This window comes from Paracoccus sp. N5 (genome assembly GCF_000371965.1).
Taxonomy (GTDB): Bacteria; Pseudomonadota; Alphaproteobacteria; order Rhodobacterales; family Rhodobacteraceae; genus Paracoccus.
This window is the reverse complement of the sequence record NZ_AQUO01000001.1, coordinates 72928-91419: the sequence shown is the minus strand read 5'-3', so window position 1 is coordinate 91419 and position 18492 is coordinate 72928. Positions and strand designations below refer to the sequence as shown.

21 protein-coding genes are annotated in these 18492 nt (G+C 63.7%); 15 read left to right on the top strand and 6 right to left on the bottom strand.

Features of this window, described 5'->3' with window-relative positions; all coding sequences use genetic code 11:
- Positions 1-12 precede the first annotated feature (12 nt).
- The 3 genes from PARN5_RS0100450 to PARN5_RS0100440 are packed head-to-tail and all read right to left on the bottom strand — an operon-like array spanning position 13 to position 3423.
- Positions 13-1485 carry a carboxypeptidase M32 gene (locus PARN5_RS0100450; protein ID WP_017997833.1) on the bottom strand — a complete coding sequence of 491 codons (1473 nt, stop codon included), beginning with the start codon at positions 1483-1485 and terminating at the stop codon, positions 13-15.
- Positions 1482-2627: a heme A synthase gene (gene ctaA, locus PARN5_RS0100445; protein ID WP_026155059.1), complete on the bottom strand. Its 1146-nt coding sequence runs from the start codon at positions 2625-2627 to the stop codon at positions 1482-1484. Before ctaA ends, PARN5_RS0100450 begins: the two co-directional genes overlap by 4 nt.
- A 52-nt stretch (positions 2628-2679) precedes the next feature.
- Positions 2680-3423, bottom strand: coding sequence for an RNA methyltransferase (locus PARN5_RS0100440; protein ID WP_017997831.1), 744 nt, complete (start codon positions 3421-3423; stop codon positions 2680-2682).
- A 75-nt stretch (positions 3424-3498) separates the two neighbouring features.
- On the opposite strand from PARN5_RS0100440, the gene PARN5_RS0100435 reads away from it, so the two are divergent.
- From PARN5_RS0100435 to PARN5_RS0100425, 3 genes are all read left to right on the top strand, one after another.
- Entirely contained in the window at positions 3499-4110 is a 612-nt protein-coding gene (locus tag PARN5_RS0100435; protein WP_017997830.1) for a thiamine phosphate synthase, read from the top strand.
- 187 nt (positions 4111-4297) lie between these two features.
- Positions 4298-5857 (top strand): glutamine-hydrolyzing GMP synthase, encoded by a 1560-nt coding sequence (gene guaA / locus PARN5_RS0100430; protein ID WP_017997829.1) that lies wholly within the window; start codon positions 4298-4300, stop codon positions 5855-5857.
- Between the two features lie 307 nt (positions 5858-6164).
- Positions 6165-7364 (top strand): site-specific integrase, encoded by a 1200-nt coding sequence (locus PARN5_RS0100425; RefSeq protein WP_017997828.1) that lies wholly within the window; start codon positions 6165-6167, stop codon positions 7362-7364.
- Between the two features lie 429 nt (positions 7365-7793).
- On the opposite strand, the gene PARN5_RS23920 is transcribed toward PARN5_RS0100425, so the two are convergent.
- Positions 7794-8657 (bottom strand): hypothetical protein, encoded by an 864-nt coding sequence (locus PARN5_RS23920; protein WP_157403886.1) that lies wholly within the window; start codon positions 8655-8657, stop codon positions 7794-7796.
- Between the two features lie 81 nt (positions 8658-8738).
- Between PARN5_RS23920 and PARN5_RS23915 the strand changes: the two genes are divergently transcribed.
- The 12 genes from PARN5_RS23915 (at position 8739) to PARN5_RS0100370 (ending at position 17316) form a co-directional block, all read left to right on the top strand.
- A complete protein-coding gene (locus tag PARN5_RS23915; RefSeq protein ID WP_157403885.1) occupies positions 8739-8969 on the top strand; it encodes a DNA-binding protein in 231 nt (76 codons plus the stop codon).
- Between the two features lie 7 nt (positions 8970-8976).
- Positions 8977-9810: a hypothetical protein gene (locus PARN5_RS23910; protein ID WP_157403884.1), complete on the top strand. Its 834-nt coding sequence runs from the start codon at positions 8977-8979 to the stop codon at positions 9808-9810.
- Positions 9807-10109, top strand: a complete 303-nt coding sequence (locus PARN5_RS21365) for an AlpA family phage regulatory protein (protein ID WP_017997826.1) — start codon at positions 9807-9809, stop codon at positions 10107-10109. Before PARN5_RS23910 ends, PARN5_RS21365 begins: the two co-directional genes overlap by 4 nt.
- Complete coding sequence (locus PARN5_RS22760) at positions 10109-10519, top strand: TraK family protein (RefSeq protein WP_017997825.1); 411 nt, start codon at positions 10109-10111, stop codon at positions 10517-10519. The genes PARN5_RS21365 and PARN5_RS22760 overlap by 1 nt, the downstream gene beginning before the upstream one ends.
- The gene (locus PARN5_RS0100405; protein WP_017997824.1) at positions 10519-11244 is read left to right on the top strand and encodes an ArsA-related P-loop ATPase; all 726 of its coding nucleotides are present in this window, start codon (positions 10519-10521) and stop codon (positions 11242-11244) included. The genes PARN5_RS22760 and PARN5_RS0100405 overlap by 1 nt, the downstream gene beginning before the upstream one ends.
- A 338-nt stretch (positions 11245-11582) precedes the next feature.
- Entirely contained in the window at positions 11583-11957 is a 375-nt protein-coding gene (gene traJ / locus PARN5_RS0100400) for a conjugal transfer transcriptional regulator TraJ (RefSeq protein WP_017997823.1), read from the top strand.
- Between the two features lie 34 nt (positions 11958-11991).
- Positions 11992-13806: a TraI/MobA(P) family conjugative relaxase gene (gene traI, locus PARN5_RS0100395; protein ID WP_017997822.1), complete on the top strand. Its 1815-nt coding sequence runs from the start codon at positions 11992-11994 to the stop codon at positions 13804-13806.
- A 213-nt stretch (positions 13807-14019) separates the two neighbouring features.
- Positions 14020-14805 carry a P-type conjugative transfer protein TrbJ gene (gene trbJ, locus PARN5_RS0100390; protein ID WP_017997821.1) on the top strand — a complete coding sequence of 262 codons (786 nt, stop codon included), beginning with the start codon at positions 14020-14022 and terminating at the stop codon, positions 14803-14805.
- Positions 14806-14822: 17 nt separating this feature from the next.
- Complete coding sequence (gene trbK, locus PARN5_RS0100385; protein ID WP_017997820.1) at positions 14823-15098, top strand: entry exclusion lipoprotein TrbK; 276 nt, start codon at positions 14823-14825, stop codon at positions 15096-15098.
- Positions 15095-16756, top strand: a complete 1662-nt coding sequence (trbL, locus tag PARN5_RS0100380; RefSeq protein ID WP_017997819.1) for a P-type conjugative transfer protein TrbL — start codon at positions 15095-15097, stop codon at positions 16754-16756. The genes trbK and trbL overlap by 4 nt, the downstream gene beginning before the upstream one ends.
- Positions 16757-16758: 2 nt before the next feature.
- Positions 16759-17016 carry a hypothetical protein gene (locus PARN5_RS0100375; protein WP_017997818.1) on the top strand — a complete coding sequence of 86 codons (258 nt, stop codon included), beginning with the start codon at positions 16759-16761 and terminating at the stop codon, positions 17014-17016.
- 63 nt (positions 17017-17079) lie between these two features.
- Positions 17080-17316 (top strand): type I toxin-antitoxin system ptaRNA1 family toxin, encoded by a 237-nt coding sequence (locus PARN5_RS0100370; RefSeq protein WP_017997817.1) that lies wholly within the window; start codon positions 17080-17082, stop codon positions 17314-17316.
- Between the two features lie 272 nt (positions 17317-17588).
- Here the strand turns inward: PARN5_RS0100370 and PARN5_RS0100365 are convergent, their stop codons facing one another.
- Together PARN5_RS0100365 and PARN5_RS0100360 are read right to left on the bottom strand one after the other, a co-directional pair.
- Positions 17589-17936, bottom strand: a complete 348-nt coding sequence (locus tag PARN5_RS0100365) for a hypothetical protein (RefSeq protein ID WP_017997816.1) — start codon at positions 17934-17936, stop codon at positions 17589-17591.
- On the bottom strand, positions 17933-18298 hold the full coding sequence (locus tag PARN5_RS0100360) for an XRE family transcriptional regulator (RefSeq protein WP_026155056.1): 366 nt from the start codon (positions 18296-18298) through the stop codon (positions 17933-17935). The genes PARN5_RS0100365 and PARN5_RS0100360 overlap by 4 nt, the downstream gene beginning before the upstream one ends.
- Between the last annotated feature and the right edge of the window lie 194 nt (positions 18299-18492).

The window sequence follows — 18492 nt, the reverse complement described above, 5'->3', positions numbered from 1 at the left end:
CCGAATCCAAGCTCAAAGCCGGTAGATGCCCGAGAATTTCTCTTCCAGATAGTCCAGCAGCGGCGCCTCGCTGATCTCGGCGCCGGTGGCGCGCTCGATCAGGTCGCGCGGCGGATAAAGGCCGCCATGGCGCTGCATGGTCTCGCGCAGCCATTCCACCGCCGGATCCGCCTCGCCGCGCGCCAGCGCCGCGTCGAGATCGGGGACGGCGGCGCGCATGGCCGCATTCAGGCAGCCGGCATAGACATTCCCCAGCGCATAGGTCGGGAAATAGCCGAAAAGCCCGACCGCCCAATGCACGTCCTGCAGGACGCCATTGGCGGGCCGGTCCACGGCCACGCCGAAATCGTTGAGAAAGCGCGTGTTCCAGGCCTCGACCAGGTCGCGCGTGTCGAGCCGGCCGGCGATCAGGTCGCGTTCCAGGTCGAAGCGCAGCATGATGTGCAGGTTGTATTGCACCTCGTCGGATTCGGTGCGGATGAAGCCCGGCGTCACCCGGTTGACCGTCGCATGGAAGGCATCCGCATCGGGCAGCGACAGCCCGCCGAAGGCATCCGACATGCGCTGATAAAGCCAGCCGGTGAAGGCGCGGCCGCGGCCGATCTGGTTTTCGTAGATCCGGCTCTGGCTTTCATGGGCGCCCATCGAGACGCCGCGGCCCAGGGGCGTGAAGGCATAATCGGGGTCGATGCCCAGCTCATAGCTGGAATGGCCGACCTCGTGGATGGTGGAATAAAGGCAGTTGAACGGGTCGGTCTCGACCACCCGCGTGGTGATGCGGCTGTCCTGCCAGCGTCCCGAACTGAAGGGATGCACGGCGATGTCCATGCGGCCCCGGGTCCAGTCATAGCCGAAGGCGGTGGCGCAGGTCCGCGCCAGGCGCAGCTGGGTTTCCTGCGGGAAATGCCCGGTCAGCGGCTCGGGCTGGTGGTCGGCGCCCAGCACGTCCTCGCGCAGCGCGACCAGGCGCGGGCGCATGGCGTCGAACAGCCGCGCGATCTGCGCTTGGGTGGCGCCGGGCTCGTAATCGTCCAAGAGCGCGTCGTAAAGATCGCCGCCATCGGCCAGCGCCGCCGCCTCCTCGCGCTTCAGCATCAGGATGTCGCCCAGCACCGGCAGGAATTCCTCGGGCGCGTCCTTGGCCCGGGCCTCGGCCCAGACGCCCTGCGCCAGCGAGGTCTGCCGCGCCAGTTCCGTCGCCAGCCGCGCCGGGATGCGCGAGGCGCGGCGGAAATCGCGGGCGATCAGCTCGATGATGCGGGCGTCCTCATCGTCCTCGGGCACCGCCTGGTCCAGCCATTCGCCGATGCGCGGATCGGTGCGGCGCTCGTGCAGCACCGATTCCATCGCCGCCATCTCCTCGCTGCGCTGCTCGGTCGCACCGCGCGGCATCACGGTTTCCTGGTCCCAGCCCAGCCGTTCGGCGACCGAGGACAGCGCCTCGGTCTGGCGCTGGAAGGCGAGAAGATCGTCGAAGGCGCTCATCGGATGGTTCCCCTGACCGAGGTTTCATAAGGATAGCGCGCATGGTGGCGCGCGCGCAGGATCAGGGTGAAGAGTGCCACGGCCATGCCCTGATGCGCCAGCGCCAAGGGCAGCGGCGCGGCATGGATCACGTTCATGATGCCCAGAAGCACCTGCACCGCCACCGCCGCGATCATCGCGAGATAGGCACCGCGCGTCTGCGGATGCGGCGAGCGCCGGGCGCGCAGGAATACCACGACCGCGAAGATGGCCAGCAGATAGCCCACCATGCGGTGGATGAACTGCACCAGCGCCGGGTTCTCGAAGAAATTGCGCCAGCCCAGGGCGGCATCCCAGATCTCGGCCGGGATCCACTCGCCGCCCATGGTGGGCCAGCCGGTATACATGCGCCCGGCGTCGATGCCCGCGACCAGCGCGCCCAGCAGGATCTGCACGAAGGCCAGGTGCATCAGCCCGGTGGTCATGGAAAACAGCTTCGCCTCGCCGGCGCGGCGGGCGCGCAGCAGCGCCGCCTCGGACCGCGAGAGCTGCATGGCATACCAGGCGATGAAGCCCAGGATCGCGAAGGCCAGCCCCAGGTGCAGGGCCAGCCGATAGGAGGCCACGCGCACCATCTGGCCCGACAGGCCCGAATGCACCATCCACCAGCCGATCGCGCCCTGCGCCCCGCCCAGCACGCCCAGCAGCAGCAGCCGCGGCACCCAGCCGGTCGGGATGCGGCGGGCGGCCAGAAAGCCCAGGAAGCCCACGGCCCAGACCAGCCCGATCAGCCGGCCCAGCAGGCGGTGCGACCATTCCCACCAGTAGATCTGCTTGAAGCCCGCCAGGTCCATGTCTGGGTTCACCTGCTGGAATTGCGGGATCAGCTTGTATTTGTCGAACTCGGCCTGCCAGGCGGCGGCATCCATCGGCGGGATCGCCCCGGTCACCGGCTTCCACTCGGTGATCGACAGCCCCGAGCCGGTCAGCCGCGTGGCCCCCCCCAGCGCGATCATCGCCGCGACCAGCACGAACATGACGATCAGCCACAGCCGGATCGCGCCGCGCGCGCCGCGATGGCCGGCATCGATCATGCCGCCCGAGGGCTGCGTGGCCTTTGGGCTCGTTTCGGTGACTTCCTGAAAGACGGGGCGTCTTGCCATGTCAGCTTCCTTGTTCGAACAGGCGCGACCTTGGCCCGGGCGCGCCCGGAAATCAATCTGCGCGCCGGACCAGCTGGCGCAGCATGCCGTGGAAGATGCGCGTATCGGCCCGGGTCAGCGGCAGCCGCGACCACAGGTTGCGCAGCGTCAGCTTCATCGCCGGCGCCTTCTCGGCCGGGAAGAAGAAGCCCGCGGCCTCGAGCCGCTCCTCGTAATGGTCGGCCAGCTTCTCGATCTCGATGCGGGTGGCCGGCGCCTCGCCATCGGGGCGGCGGCCATGTGGGGCGGGCTCGGGCGGCAGGCTCTCGCGCGCCCATTCATAGCCGTTGAGCAGCACCGCCTGCGCCAGGTTCAGCGAGGGGAAATCCGGGTTCACCGGCACGGTGATGATGGCATTGGCCCGCGCCACGTCGTCGTTTTCCAGGCCCGCGCGCTCGGGTCCGAACAGGATCGCGGTGCGGCCGCCCTGGGCATGGCGCGCCCGCGCATCGGCCATGGCGGTGGCGGGGGTCAGCACGGGCTTGGTCAGCTCGCGGCCGCGCGCGGTGGTGGCATAGGCATGATCGACATCCGCCATGGCCTCGGCCAGGGTCGCAAACACCCGCGCCCGGTCCAGCACCCGGCCGGCGGCCCCCGAGGCCATGGCCACGGCGCGCGGATTGGGCCAGCCGTCGCGCGGCGCCACCAGGCGCATGTCGGTCAGGCCGAAATTCAGCATGGCGCGCGCCGCCGCGCCGATGTTTTCGCCCATCTGCGGGCGCACGAGAATGATCGCGGGTTCCATGCGCGCGGCCATATCCTTCCCGGGAAGCACTGGCAAGGCGCGCGGCGCTGCGCTATCTGCTGGGGCGAACCTCAGGATGACAGCGCCATGACAGACCAACCGAATTCGCCGCAGCTCTATCTGATCACCCCTGTCGGCGCGGCGGCCTCGACACTGGGGCCGATGCTTGCCGATGTCATGGACCGCTTCCCGGTGGCCTGCCTGCGCATCCCCGGCGCCGGTTCCGAGGATGAGCTGGGCCGCATCGCGGACCTCGCGCGCGAGATCGCCCATGCCCGCGACGTGGCGGTGGTGATCGACGATCACGTCGCGCTGGCGCAGCGCCACGGGCTCGATGGCGTGCACCTGACCGACGGCGCGCGCTCGGTGCGCTATGCGAGGAAGGAGCTGGGCCAGGACGCCATCGTCGGCGCCTTCTGCGGCGCCTCGCGCCACGACGGCATGAACGCGGCCGAAGCCGGGGCGGATTATGTCAGCTTCGGCCCCTGCGGCGCCTCGGCGCTGGGCCACGGCACCCTGGCCGAGCTGGACCTGTTCCAATGGTGGTCCGAGATGATCGAGGCGCCGGTGGTGGCCGAAGGCGCGCTGACGCCGGCGCTGATCGGCCAGCTGGCGCCGGTCAGCGATTTCATCGCGCTCGGGCCCGAGATCTGGTCCGAGCCCGATCCGGTCGAGGCGCTGGGGCATCTCTGGCGCTGACGGTGCCGGCGGCACGGCCGGCATGGGTATTTCTAAAACAAAGAAGGCGATTGGTTCCGATTGGACGGCACTGTCGGCTCCGGCGCGACGGCCGGCCTTCTCTGTTGCGAAAATACCCCTGCGGCGCTGCGGCCGGCGATGCGACAGCCCTCTTGCGAAGCGCATTGCCGCGGCCTAAAGCCTTGCCATGACCCAGCATCAGCGCCTTCTCATCATCGACTTCGGCTCCCAGGTGACGCAGCTTATCGCGCGGCGCCTGCGCGAACTGAACGTCTATTGCGAAATCCACCCCTTCAACGCGGTGGACGACGCCTTCCTGAACGATTTCGCCCCGCAGGCGGTGATCCTGTCGGGTGGCCCGGCCTCGGTCACCGAGGCGGGCTCGCCGCGTTGCCCCCAGGCCGTGTTCGAGATGCGCGTGCCCGTCTTCGGCATTTGCTACGGCCAGCAGGTGATGATGGCGCAGCTGGGCGGCCGCGTCGAATCCGGCCATCATGCCGAATACGGCCGCGCCTTCATCGCGCCCGCCGAGGGGCACAAGGGCGACGGCATCTTCGCCGGCCTGTTCGAGGCCGGCCGCGAGGAGGTCTGGATGAGCCATGGCGACCGGGTGACGCAGCTCGCCCCCGGTTTCGAGGTCATCGGCACCTCGCCCAATGCCCCCTATGCCATGATTGCCGATGAATCGCGCGGCTTCTACGCCGTGCAGTTCCACCCCGAGGTGCACCACACCCCGCACGGCCGCCGCATGCTCGAGAATTTCGTGCGCATGGCCGGCTTCACCGGCGACTGGACCATGGCCAGCTATCGCCAGGAGGCGATCCGCAAGATCCGCGAGCAGGTCGGGACCAAGCGCGTCATCTGCGGTCTGTCCGGCGGCGTCGACAGCTCGGTCGCGGCGGTGCTGATCCACGAGGCGATCGGCGACCAGCTGACCTGCGTCTTCGTCGACCACGGGCTCTTGCGGCTGAACGAGGCCGAGGAAGTCGTGACCATGTTCCGCGACACCTACAACATCCCGCTGATCCATGCCGACGAGGCCGACCTGTTCATCGGCGCACTGGAGGGCGTCTCGGACCCCGAGGTCAAGCGCAAGACCATCGGGCGCCTGTTCATCGACGTGTTCCAGAAATACGCCAACGAGATCGAGGGCGCCGAATTCCTGGCCCAGGGCACGCTCTATCCCGACGTGATCGAATCGGTCAGCTTCTCCGGCGGCCCCTCGGTCACCATCAAGAGCCACCACAATGTCGGCGGCCTGCCCGAGAAGATGGGCCTGAAGCTGGTCGAGCCTCTGCGCGAGCTGTTCAAGGACGAGGTTCGCGCGCTTGGCCGCGAGTTGGGCCTGCCCGATAAGTTCATCGGCCGCCACCCGTTCCCCGGCCCCGGCCTCGCCATCCGCTGCCCGGGCGAGATCACCCGCGACAAGCTCGACATCCTGCGAAAGGCCGATGCGGTCTTCATCGACCAGATCCGCAGGCACAGGCTCTACGACGAGATCTGGCAGGCTTTCGTCGCCATCCTGCCGGTGCGCACCGTCGGCGTGATGGGCGACGGCCGGACCTATGACTATGCCTGTGCGCTGCGGGCGGTGACTTCGGTCGATGGCATGACCGCGGATTACTATCCCTTCACGCATGAGTTCCTTGGCGAAACCGCAACGCGGATCATCAACGAGGTCAAGGGCATCAACCGCTGCACCTATGACATTACCTCGAAGCCGCCGGGCACCATCGAGTGGGAGTGATTCGACGTCTGGCACTGGCTGGCATCTAGTCGCACGAGAACACACCTAAGCCCGCGTCATTGCGGGATTTTTTGTGATTGCGTTCGGCACCGCCTGGCAACATTTGGCATCGCCAAGCACCGTTTTTTCATGGCATGATGAATGGCATTGAATGCTTCTATGCCATGAGAAGTCGCCGATACCATGTAACCACCTTGCGGATGTTCATGGTATTGAGTTGGCGTAACACAATGATTTTGTTGTTGTTTTACGCCAGGATTGGCCGATTTTTGGAACATGGTATTTGAGCTGAATCAGGGCGAGAACCATGCTGACCGATACCAAGCTGCGCAACCTCAAGCCGAAGGACAAGCTCTACAAGGTGAATGACCGTGACGGCCTCTATGTAGCCGTCACGGCCACCGGAGCGATCTCGTTCCGCTACAACTACTCGATCCACGGTAGGCAGGAGACCATCACCTTCGGCCGCTACGGTGTCGGCGGCATCACCCTGGCGGAAGCCCGCGAGCGGTTGGGCGAGGCCAAGAAGATGGTCGCGGCCGGGAAGTCACCGGCCAAGGAGAAGGCGCGGGATAAGGCCCGCGTTAAGGACGCGGAGACGTTCGGGGCCTGGGCGGAAAAGTGGCTGCGCGGCTACCAGATGGCCGACTCCACCCGCGACATGCGCCGCTCGGTCTACGAGCGCGAGCTGAAGCCGAAGTTCGGCAATCAGAAGCTGGTGGAGATCACCCACGAAGACCTGCGCGCGCTGACCGATGCCATCGTCGAGCGCGGCGCGCCGGCGACAGCCGTGCATGTCCGCGAGGTGGTGCTCCAGGTCTTTCGCTGGGCCATCGAGCGCGGCCAGAAGGTCGAGAACCCGGCGGAGCTGGTGCGCCCAACGTCCATAGCCAAATTCGAGCCGCGCGACCGTGCGCTGACGCCCGACGAGATCGGCCTGATGTACCAGTACATGGAGCGCATCGGCACAGCGCCATCCATTCGGGCGGCGGCCAAGCTGCTGCTGTTGACGATGGTGCGCAAGAGCGAGCTGACCAACGCGACCTGGAGCGAGATCAATTTCAGCGACGCGCTTTGGACGATCCCGAAGGAGCGGATGAAGCGGCGCAATCCGCACCTGGTGTTTCTGTCCCGCCAGGCGCTGGACATCTTCATTGCTCTGAAAACCTTCGCCGGTGGATCGGACTACGTGCTGCCGTCGCGGTATGACTCGGACCTACCCATGAGCAGCGCCACGCTCAACCAGGTGCTGACGCTGACGTATCGGCTGGCGCAGAAGGAAGGAAAGCCGCTCGCCAAGTTCGGGCCGCATGACTTGCGGCGCACGGCCAGCACGTTGTTGCACGAGGCCGGCTACAACACGGACTGGATCGAGAAGTGCCTGGCGCACGAACAGAGAGGCGTCAGGGCCGTCTACAACAAGGCTGAGTACCGCGAGCAGCGGACGGCGATGTTGCAGGACTGGGCGGACATGATCGACGGATGGACAGCAAGGAAGGCGTTTTAGCCGCTAAAAAAGAGGCCTGCCGAGGTCGATGGGCCATCACTGTGCTAAGCAGAGATCGACTTTTGAGCAGCGACTCTCGACCGACGGTAATTGTCTTGGGTAGCGGCCGCTAGGCCCTCCCATCGACGTACCAAGTATTGGCTTGGGGAGGAGTCAGCCAGTCGCAAGAAGGGGTTGTTCACGTACTCGCGCACACCGCGTTCTCCGAAACCTCGCGAGTTCGACCAATGCTCCTTGAAGGCCTTTCGGTACCTCCAATCCGTCTCGATCCTTTGGTGCTCCATGTCGGCCAGGTGGTCTTCAATGTCATGCAGAACACCAAATGTTGTATGTTGTAGTGCCATACAACATACAACACCCATCAATCTGCGAAGTCGGGGCCTTTTTTTAGCGGCTAAAACGCCTCCGGCTCTCAATCGTTTTCGTTCCTCAGTGCTTGATCTCGTCTGTAGATCGATCCGTCATCGTTTCCTGGTCAAAGTCTGCGCCTTCTGGAGTGGACCTCAGTCCGTGAAGAAGCTGCAGTCGCCGACTTTCCGCCGAGCGCATATGACGCTCGAATTCATCGTCATCCACCATCCAGGCGGCCCAATAGATTGGCTTCCCATCGGCAGTTCGCGTCGTGTCGAACTGGGAGGCAATCCATTCCCGTATGGGATGAGTCAATCCATATTCCTCCAGGATGCCGCGAGCACCAGGCAAGGCCGCCACACCTTCCAGAAGCACACGCAAGGCTAGTGGATTGCCCTGGCCAAGTACGTTCCAAGCTCGAAACACCCGCAATGCAGTCGAAAATGCCTTCAGATCGGATGTAAACGCATCTTTCCAATCCCAGGTTGCCACCGTTCGGAAGTAAATGATGCGGGCAAGAATCGCGTCATCAAAAAACATCTCGCTGAGATGGCTTTGAGGCCAGTCACCGGCCGGCATCAATCTGTCGGCCATTCGCAAATCGGCTGGTGTGAGACTGCCCCACATGGCGTCCCACAGAGGGACCCTAAATGGCCCGATCTCATACACATTGCGAGCCGCTGCGAAGAACTCGTCATCAGCATCTAGGAATTCTGGCTTAGGCGATCGTTGCCCGCGCCGATACCGATAAATCGTCACGAGATCGACGCCATCAAAAGGCGTCAAGTTAGCAACGTCTGTTGCCGATCTACCTGCAGCCAAGAAGTGATACCAGGCGATGGTGCGAAAGCACTCACTGATGTGACGCGCCGGGCGGCCACGGCTCGATGACGTACTCCCAACCTCTTGCCGAAAATTCAACAATTTCTGGTCTTTGCGCATGAGGGATTCCTCAATGTAATGGCAGCAAGCGAAGCCAAAGGAAGAGAGACGAAGGCACGCGAATTAATGAGGAGTTTCGTCATGTCCATCGAAAAACAACTGGTCGAGAAGTATGGGCCCTTGCTGTCTCTTGTTGATCTGTCTGACCTTTTGAAGAGAAGTCCCGACGGGTTGCGAATTGCAATGACGGGACAGTCTGATTTTGCCAAGCAATGGCGAAAAGTGCGATGCAAGGTTGGCCGTCGCGTCTACTTTCGGGCAAGCGAAGTTGCAGCCCTGATAGAGGCGCCAGCTGCGTCGAATGAAGGTTAATGCACGCATGAGCATCAAGGTGATGAGCCTCGTCTGGGAGCACTATCCGGAAGGTGGTTCGGAGCTTCTCACCGCGCTCGCATATGCGGATCACGCGCATGATGATGGAACAGGTATCCGTCCAAGCGTCGCTCACATCGCAAGAAAAACCCGTCAGAGTGAACGATCAGTGCAGCGCCATCTCGACTGCATGCGCAAGAAGGGCTGGTTGCTCACGGTTCGATACGGTGATGGTGGTCGAGGAAAAGCGACCGAATATCGAATCAATCCTCTGTGGATAACTAACCCCGACAAAGTGACACCCTTTCCCCAAAGGGTGTCAGGCAGAGCCGAAAAGGGTGACATGGGTGGTAGGAAAAGGGTGACACCCATGGCACCCCAACCACCAAGAACCGTTATTGAACCTACTACTACCCGTGACATGAGAACGGGACGGGAGGTAGTAGGTCATGCCGAACTGAAATGGCCAGCACTTCTCGATGGCAGTGCACAGCCGTCGGCCGAGCAAGTCTTGCAAGACTGCCCCGTTGCAGAACGACAGAACGTGCTCGATGAAATTGCCGGCCTGGCCGACAGAGGCGCTGTTCGCCATCCGCTTGGACTCCTGCGCAAACTCGTGGAGCGTGCCAAGCAAGGGCAATTCGTTCCAGCCGCCGCGCTGGACTATCGACGGAAGCTCGAATCGCAAGCCATTGCGGTCCAAACACGGATTGCGGAGGAGCTGCGTCGCCAAGAGCAATCGACGCCGCAAGCACGCGAAGCTGCACTGGCACATCTCGCTTTGCTACGCCAACAGCTCGGTGATCGGCACTCTCGAATCAAAAAAAAGGAATCGCCATGAAAGGAATCCTGGCCATTGCCGAGTCGGTGAAGGGCAAGACACTCATCAATCGTAAGAAGCTGCTGGCGATGATCCCGCTGTCAGACCGCACCATCTACAACATGGAGCAGCGAGGAGAGTTCCCTCATCGCATCGCACTTACCAGTCGTAATGTGGCTTGGGACTTGGCCGAGGTTGAGGCGTGGATCGAGGCGCGCAAGTTGTCGAGTGAATTGGCCCGCCGTCCCGGTCCTATGGTCGTGGGCGACGACCCTCATGGCGCAGGTCTTCAGCTCGCACGGCTACGAGGTGTGACGTGATGGTCGATGAATCCAAGGTAGACGGAGAGGTGACGAAGAGCTTTCGGGATGAGCTGGCCGCCTGGGTTGCGCAGCGCGACCAAGCCGCAAGGCCCAAGCGCAGGGAGTCCCTGGCGGCCTTTCTGGTCGTGCGTGCCGATGTGATCGAAGCGACCGCCGCTGGCTACGCGCTCAAGACCATCTGGGAACACCTGCACGAAGCTGGGCGCGTGTCGTTTCGGTACGAGACATTTCTCAAACACGTTCGCCGGCACATCACGAACCCGCCGACCGAGCAGAGCAAGCCGGTGCCAGTGAAGCGAAGCAATGAGCGCGAGAGCAAGCCGATTCATGAGCCGAGAAAAGTCGAGTCCGTTGGAATTCCCAGTTTTCACTACAACCCAAGAATGGAAGATAAGGACTTAATCTAATGACCAAGATTCACATGGTTCTTCAAGGCAAGGGCGGTGTCGGTAAATCGATGATTGCCGCGACTCTTGCTCAGTACAAAGCAAGTAAGGGCGCAAAGCCGCTTTGCATCGACACCGATCCGGTCAATTCGACCTTTGAGGGGTACAAAGCCCTGAGCGTGCGCCGGCTCGACATCATGGATGGCGACGAGATCAATACACGCACCTTCGACGCCTTGGTCGAAATGATCGCGTCGGCGGACGGCGAGGTCATCATCGACAACGGGGCCAGTTCGTTCGTGCCGCTATCCAGCTACCTCATCGGGAATCAGGTACCGGCGATGCTCCAGGACATGGGCCACGAACTTGTGGTGCATACCGTCGTCACCGGCGGCCAGGCATTCAAAGACACGTTGATGGGACTTGCCCAGCTCGCGGCGCAGTTTCCGGCGGAATGCACGTTCGTCGTCTGGCTCAATCCCTATTGGGGGCCGATTGAAAGCGAAGGCAAGGGCTTCGAGAAGATGAAGGCGTACACGGACAACAAGGCTCGCGTGTCGGCCATCATCCAGATTCCGACCCTCAAGGCGGAAACCTACGGGCGCGATTTCTCGGAAATGCTCCAGGAGCGTCGCACCTTCGACGAGGCCCTGGCTGATCCGGCGCTCACGATCATGACGCGGCAGCGCCTCAAGATCGTGAAGACCCAAATCTTCCAGCAGCTCGACAACGCGGCGGTGCTCTGATGACCGCATTGCATCGCTGTCAGTGTGCAGTCGATGCGCTGCCGATACGCAACCCTATCGCTGTCGCCGCGCTGTTCTTGGCCCTTTCTGGCCATTACCGCACTCTCGGCACGCTGTTCCACGTCGATAGCGCATCAACAGCACATGCACAGCGACAGATTCGAGATGCTTTCCGTGGAGTAATCAACGCCGTGATGCGGGCAGGATGTGTGAAGTAGGCCCACCGCGCAAGCGCAGTGTTCCTCTTCACTTTCCCTTATTCGCGCCTACGGCGCTCAACGGGCATCCTGCTCTGCGAGGCATCCGGCGACCGCCGGCAACGACATGAGGACGCCAAGATGGAGGTCAACGAGAACAAGGTGACGAGGAAGGGCAGCCCGCCCATCAAGGTCTATTGCCTGCCCGAAGAGCGGGCCGAGATCGAGGCGAACGCCAAGAGGGCGGGCGTCAGCGTGGCGCGCTATCTGCGCGACGTGGGCCAGGGCTACCAGATCAAGGGTGTCATGGACTACCGGCACGTGCGCGAGCTGGTGCGCGTCAACGGCGACCTTGGCCGTCTTGGCGGTTTGCTCAAGCTCTGGCTGACGGATGACGCGCGCACGGCCAAGTTCGGCGAGGCCACCATCCTGGCGTTGCTGGGCCGGATCGAATCCACACAGGACGAAATGAGCCGCCTCATGAAATCCGTGGTGCAGCCGAGGGCGGGGGCATGATTTTTTTAGCCGCTAAAACGCTGGCGGGCCGGCCATGATCGCCAAACACGTGCCGATGCGCTCGCTGGGCAAGTCTGACTTCGCCGGCCTAGTGAACTACGTCACCGACGCGCAGAGCAAGGATCACCGGCTGGGCCAGGTGCAGATCACGAACTGCGATGCCGTGTCCGTGCAGGACGCCATCACCGAGGTTCTGGCGACCCAGCACACGAACACGCGGGCCAAGGGCGACAAGACCTATCACCTGATCGTCAGCTTCCGGGCCGGCGAGCAGCCCGGCGCCGACACGCTGCGCGCGATTGAGGAACGCATTTGCGTCGGGCTGGGCTATAGCGAGCATCAGCGCGTCAGTGCCGTCCACAACGACACCGATAACCTGCATATCCACATCGCCATCAACAAGATTCACCCGACGCGGCACACGATGCACGAGCCGTACTACTCGCACCGGGCGCTGGCGGAACTCTGCATGACCTTGGAGCGCGACTACGGCCTGGAGCGCGACAACCACGAGCCGCGCCGGCGCGGTGCGGAGGGGCGGGCCGCCGACATGGAGCGGCATTCCGGCCAAGAAAGCCTGTCCGGCTGGATCAAACGTGAATGCTTGGCCGAGATCAAGAGCGCGGCGAGTTGGGCCGAACTGCACCAGGTCATGCGTGAGAACGGCCTGACGTTGCGCGCCCGAGGCAATGGCTTGGTCATCGAAGCCGGCGACGGCACCACGATCAAGGCCAGCACCGTCGCCCGTGACCTGTCCAAGTCGGCGCTGGAGAAGCGTTTCGGGGTCTTCGAGGCTTCGCCCGAGCATCAGGCCGCGCCGACGCGGCGCGGCTATCAGAAGGGCCAGCCGATGCGCTTGCGTGGTGGGCTGGACACGACTGAGCTTTACGCCCGGTACAAGGACGCACAGCAGGGCCTCACGGCGACCAGGGCCGGCGCACTGGCCGAGGCGAAGCGCCAGAAAGACAAGGCCGTGGAGAACGCCAAGAAGGCGGCGGCGATGAGGCGGGCGGCGATCAAGCACCTGACCGATGGCCGGCTGACCAAGCGACTGCTGTACGGCCAGGCCAGCGCGGCACTGCGCGCCGATCTGGCGGCGATCCACGAGCGCCACAACCAGGAACGGGCAGCTATCTATCTGGCGCACAGCCGGCGCACGTGGGCCGACTGGCTCAAGCAGCAGGCAATCGCCGGCGACGGCCAGGCCATCGATGCCTTGCGCGCCCGTGAGGCAGCTCAGGGCCTCAAGGGGGACACCCTTCAGGGTGAGGGTGTGGTGAAGGCCGGTCGTGCCTTGGTGATCGACAACATCACGAAGAAGGGCACCATCATCTACCGCGCCGGCAGCTCAGCCGTGCGTGATGACGGCGAGCGCTTGGCCGTGTCCAGTGAGGCCGACCGCGCCGGCGTGTTAGCCGCCTTGCGCATGGCGATGGAGCGTTACGGCGAACGCATCACCGTCAGCGGTAGCGTGGCGTTCAAGGCCACCGCGATCCGGGCGGCCGTGGATGCGCGGCTGCCCATCGTCTTCACCGATCCGATCCTGGAGCGTCGGCGGCTGGTCGAGGCCGCGAAGGCTCAGGCCAGAGTCCGTCCCGGCGCGCCACCTGTCGGCCGGCAACCACCGCCGCATCGTCGGCATGGCCTGCGCACGCTGGGCCAGCTCGGCGGTCTGTACATCGAGGGCGGAGCCCAGCGGCCGGCGCAAGCGCCGAGGCCAGCGCCGATGCCAGCCAAGGTACGACCATCAGCACCGTCCGAACTAGCGCAGCGCGAGGCGCGGCTGCGGGCGCAGATGGAGGCCAAGAGGGCCAAACGCCAAGAGAACGGCAAGGGGCGTGGTCGATGACGAGCGCTTTCACTACCTGGGAGGTGCAGTGCGAGCTTCACCCCCGTACACCGATGTTCAACAGAAATGGCCGGGCGCTACGGTGTCGCTCAGGTCGGGGTACCGGGACAGCGATACGGCGTGCTGTCTCTGTGATGGCCCAACGCCGCCAGTTGCCGACCAGGCAGCCGGCAGGCGCAGTGCAGCCGCTCATCACATTCCAGGAACTCGACCATGAAACACGTCCGTTTTTTAGCGGCTAAAACCGCGCTTGCCGCCTCCCTCCTTGGCGTCATCGTGACCACGCCGGCCTCGGCCGGCATCCCCGTCATCGACGGCGGCAACCTGGTGCAGAACGTCATGACGGCCATCGAGTCGGTGGCGCAGACGCTCAAGCAGATCGAGCAGTACCAGACCCAATTGCAGCAGTACGAGAACATGCTGCAAAACACGATGGCCCCGGCGGCCTACATCTGGGATCAGGCGCAGTCCACCATCAACGGGTTGATGAATGCCGTCAACACGCTGGACTACTACAGGAACCAGCTCGGCAGTCTCGACACCTACCTGGGCAAGTTCCAGGACGTGAGCTATTACCGCAGCTCGCCGTGCTTCTCGGCCGCCGGGTGCTCGGATGCCGAGCGCGCCGCGATGGAGCAAAACCGCCGCCTGGCGAGCGAGAGCCAGAAGAAGGCGAACGACGCGCTTTTCAAGGGCCTGGAGCAACAGCAGCGCAACCTGACCGCCGATGCTCGCCAGCTCGAACGGCTCCAGTCCGCCGCGCAGGGTGCGAACGGCCAGATGCAGGCCATCGGCTTCGCCAACCAGCTCGCCGCCAACCAGGCAAACCAGCTTCTGCAAATCCGTGGCCTGCTGATCGCGCAGCAGAACGCCGCGACCGCCAGGATGCAGGCCCAGGCTGATCTTGAGGCCCGGCAGCAGGCGGCGCACGCGACAGCGACGGAATCCAGGATCGGCAAGACAGCCAGCCCGAGAAATTGGCTTGAGCTGATTCGCTGATCAGGAGGGCAGACACCATGCAAAAAACGCTGCTGATCGCCGCCCTCATGGCGGCCTTGCTGGCTGGCTGCGAGAAGCAGCCACCCGCGCCGGTCATGCCCGAAGTGAACGACGCCAACTGCCAGCTTCCCAAGATCATGGAAATCAAGGACAAGGCGACGCGAGAAGCCTTTGCCGGGACGTGCGCGCACCGCTCGCCCACCGGCGGCGGTATCGCACCGACCAAAGACCCGAAGAACTGGCTGGAACTGATCGACCAGACGACCCCGAAGGGGCAGGAGGTCAAACCATGAAAGCACCGCACAAGGCGGCGCTGATCGGCGTCGCCCTCGCGCTCTACTCCACTGCCGCATCGGCCCAGCTCACGAACCAGGGCATGCTTGACCAGGTAGTGACGGACTTCGCCTCAGCAGCGAGCTCCTGGCAAGTCGCAGTGATGAATGCGGCCATGTTCTTGTTCTGGACGCTGGGCACGATCTCGCTGGTATTCACGTTCGGCTTCATGGCGCTGCGCAAGGCCGACATTGGCGAATTCTTCGCCGAGTTCATCAGGTTCATCCTGTTCTTCGGCTTCTTCCTCTGGCTGCTGCGCCACGGCCCGGCTTATGCCGGCTCGATCATTCAATCACTGCGCCAGCTCGGGGAACAGGCTTCCGGCGTGTCCTCGGTGACACCCTCGGGCATCGTGGATGTGGGGTTCCTGATCTTGAAACAGGCGTTTGCCAACCTGTCGGCCTTCTCGCCTGTCGATAGCGTCATCGGCGTGGCCTTGAGCCTCGGCATCCTGATCCTGCTGACCGTTGTTGCCGTGAATATGTTGCTGCTGCTCGTGTCGAGCTGGATTTTGATGTACGCGGGCATCTTCTTCCTCGGCTTCGGCGGCTCGCGTTGGACGTCCGACATGGCGATCAACTACTACAAGACCGTGCTGGGCGTGGCCGTGCAGATCATGACGATGGTGCTCCTGGTCGGCATCGGGAACGACCTGCTTTCCAGCTTCTACGCCAGGATGAACACCGGCACGCTGAACTTTGAAGAGCTGGGCGTGATGCTGGTTTTCTGCGTGGCGTTGCTCATGCTCGTCAATCGTGTGCCCCCTCTCATCGCCGGCATCATCACCGGCTCGGGTATCGGTGGCGCGGGTGGCATCGGCAACTTCGGCGCGGGTGCTGCCATCGGTGCGGCTATGGGCGCGGCGAGCATGGCCGCCGGTGCGGCAAGCGTGGCCGGTGCGGCCGTGATGGGTGGTGCAGCCTCGGCCGCCGGCGGTATGTCGGCGGTCAAAGCAGCGTTCGAGAAAGCGGGGTCGAGCGCCGGCGGTGAATCGGGCGGAATGCCAATGCTCGGCGGTGGCTCCGACTCGGGCAGTGATGCAGGCTCGTTTACACAAGCTGCTGGCTTTGGTGGCGGGTCAAGCTCAGGTGCGGGCACCACTACACCACTTGCACAGGCCGCCGGTTTCGGCAGCAGCTCGGGCAGCGGTGCCAGCGGCTCGGGTGGCGGCAATGGGCAGCAGCCCGGTAAATCGGGTGGAGGTTCCAGCTCGAAGGGTGGCGACGAAGCCGGCAGCAAGAAAGCGCAGCAAGTCGGCCAGCAGGCCGCACCAGGCAGCACCGGCCCCGGCTTGCTGGCCTCGGCCGCGTCGGCGCTTGGCACGGCGGGCCGCGTGACGGCCGACGCCGGCGCGAACCTGATGCAAGGCGTCGGAGAGGTTGCGAAGGCCAAGGCCGCCAGCATCCGCGACGCCGCCGCCGAGCGCATCGCCGACACCACCGGCGGGAAGATCGCGACGGCTATCAGGGCGAGCGCGGAGAGCGACCAGGCCGGCGCTGTCGAGGCGGTGCCGACATTCGGCGGCAACAACCTGGCAGGGGCCGATTCGGCCGCTGCCGATCCTGATGATGAAGTGGCCGCGTTCGCCAACCGCGAGCACGGTAAATCGGAGGCGTGACTATGAAACGTAGTGGCTTTTTCGACTGCCTGGCGCTCGACCAGGTGCAGCGGCTGGCAGTGGAGTTTGAGCAGCCTGGCGATCAATCAACCGAGCTTGATGCAGCGGCGGAAGTTTCGGCCTTTGTTGATCGCTCTGCTCCGTCGGCCATCGAGGCCACCAGGGCAGCGGCCAGATCATCGGACAGCAGCTACAGCGGCAGCAACAGGAACACGCCGCTGGCAGAAGCTGCCGGCTTCTACAGCAGCGGCCAACGGTAAAGCGCGCCGGCCGGCGTGGGGCCGGCCGACACTTCCACAACCCACCTACCACAGAGGTGAATCATGGCAACCTTGAATCCTACCAATGCAATCGCAACCCAGGCAGTTCATCATGCGGCCGCGCAGCTCGCGGCCCTGGACTGGATCGACCAGGACGCGGCGCGGCAGCTCTCACCGATGGACGAGGCCGTCGCCAATATGTTCATGGTGCTGTACTACCAGGCCGAGACGGGCCAGGCCACGCGGGACGACTTCCGTCTGGCCCTGGACGCGGTGCGGCAATCTATGCACATCGCGTAGTCTTGCGGCGGGTAAGAAGAATAAGAAGAATATTCTTCTTCTTACCTATCGACTAACCCACTGGGAAGGACAAGGGCGGCTATTAGGCCGCCTTTGTCTTTTCCGGTCATACATCGTCAAAGGGGAAGTGCGCGTCGGTATGCTCGAGCATCGCCATGTCGGATGATGATGGCCGCTCTAGGCTGCTCCCTGGGCGTGGGACCTCGCATCGTCATTTCCGGCGATGAGATCCACCTGCAGCACCGCCAGGCATGACGATGCTGGCCAGCTTCCTACCTGATGCCGTGCATGGACCGCGCACGTGCCGCAACCTCGCGGGCGTGCTGGATATAGGCCGGGTCGGCCGTGGCTTCGGCATCGGCCAGGAACGCGGCTATGGCTTCGACGGTTTGCAAGTCCTCGGGCAGCAGCTCACGGCCAACGGCCGGTGCATCCACCCATTCGCGTTGCTCCGGCGGCAATGGATACTGGCCGGATGCTTCGGCTTTCGCCAGCAGCTCATCGAGCGTGTAGCGGACCCGGTCGGCCGAGACGGCGCGGGCCGGGTCGGCTTTCAGCGCGTCATGGGCCGGGCCGGCCTTCTCATGCAGCCAGGTTTCCAGGTTCTTCGGGTCAATCATCGGCCGGCCTCATCGAGCAGCACCGCCAAGCCTTCCAGGTCATCGACCGAATGCGCACCGAAGCGGCCGGCCAGCAGCTCGCCCAGCTCGGCCAGCGTCAATCCAAGAGCCGCCGCCGCTTGGTCGTTCGACAACTGCCGCACCGTGATGGCCTGGCTGATCTTGGTTATGAGCGTGGCCTTGGCGTGCATTTCATCCGCGTCGGGGCGGCCCAGGTCGGCATAGACGTTCGTGCTGCCTTCATAAATTTCCGGCGTGTCGTCGGCGTTCAGGTCGGCGAACAGCGCTTCGACGGAATCGAACCGCTTCAAACCGCCCCGTCGGGCTTCTTCAATTGCTTCCTCGGTTTCTTTCCTGCCCATCACACACCTCACGCTGATTTGCCTAGCCCGTCTCATCCAGATGAGGCCACAGAGAGCACGGCTGTGAAGGGCCAAGGGTACTACGTTGCGTGTTTTCCCTGGAAAAAGACACGCCGACCACCTTCTTGGCGTAAACCGTCTACGACCTGCTGGCTAAAGCACATGATCTTGCCATCGAGCTGGTGCCACGAGCC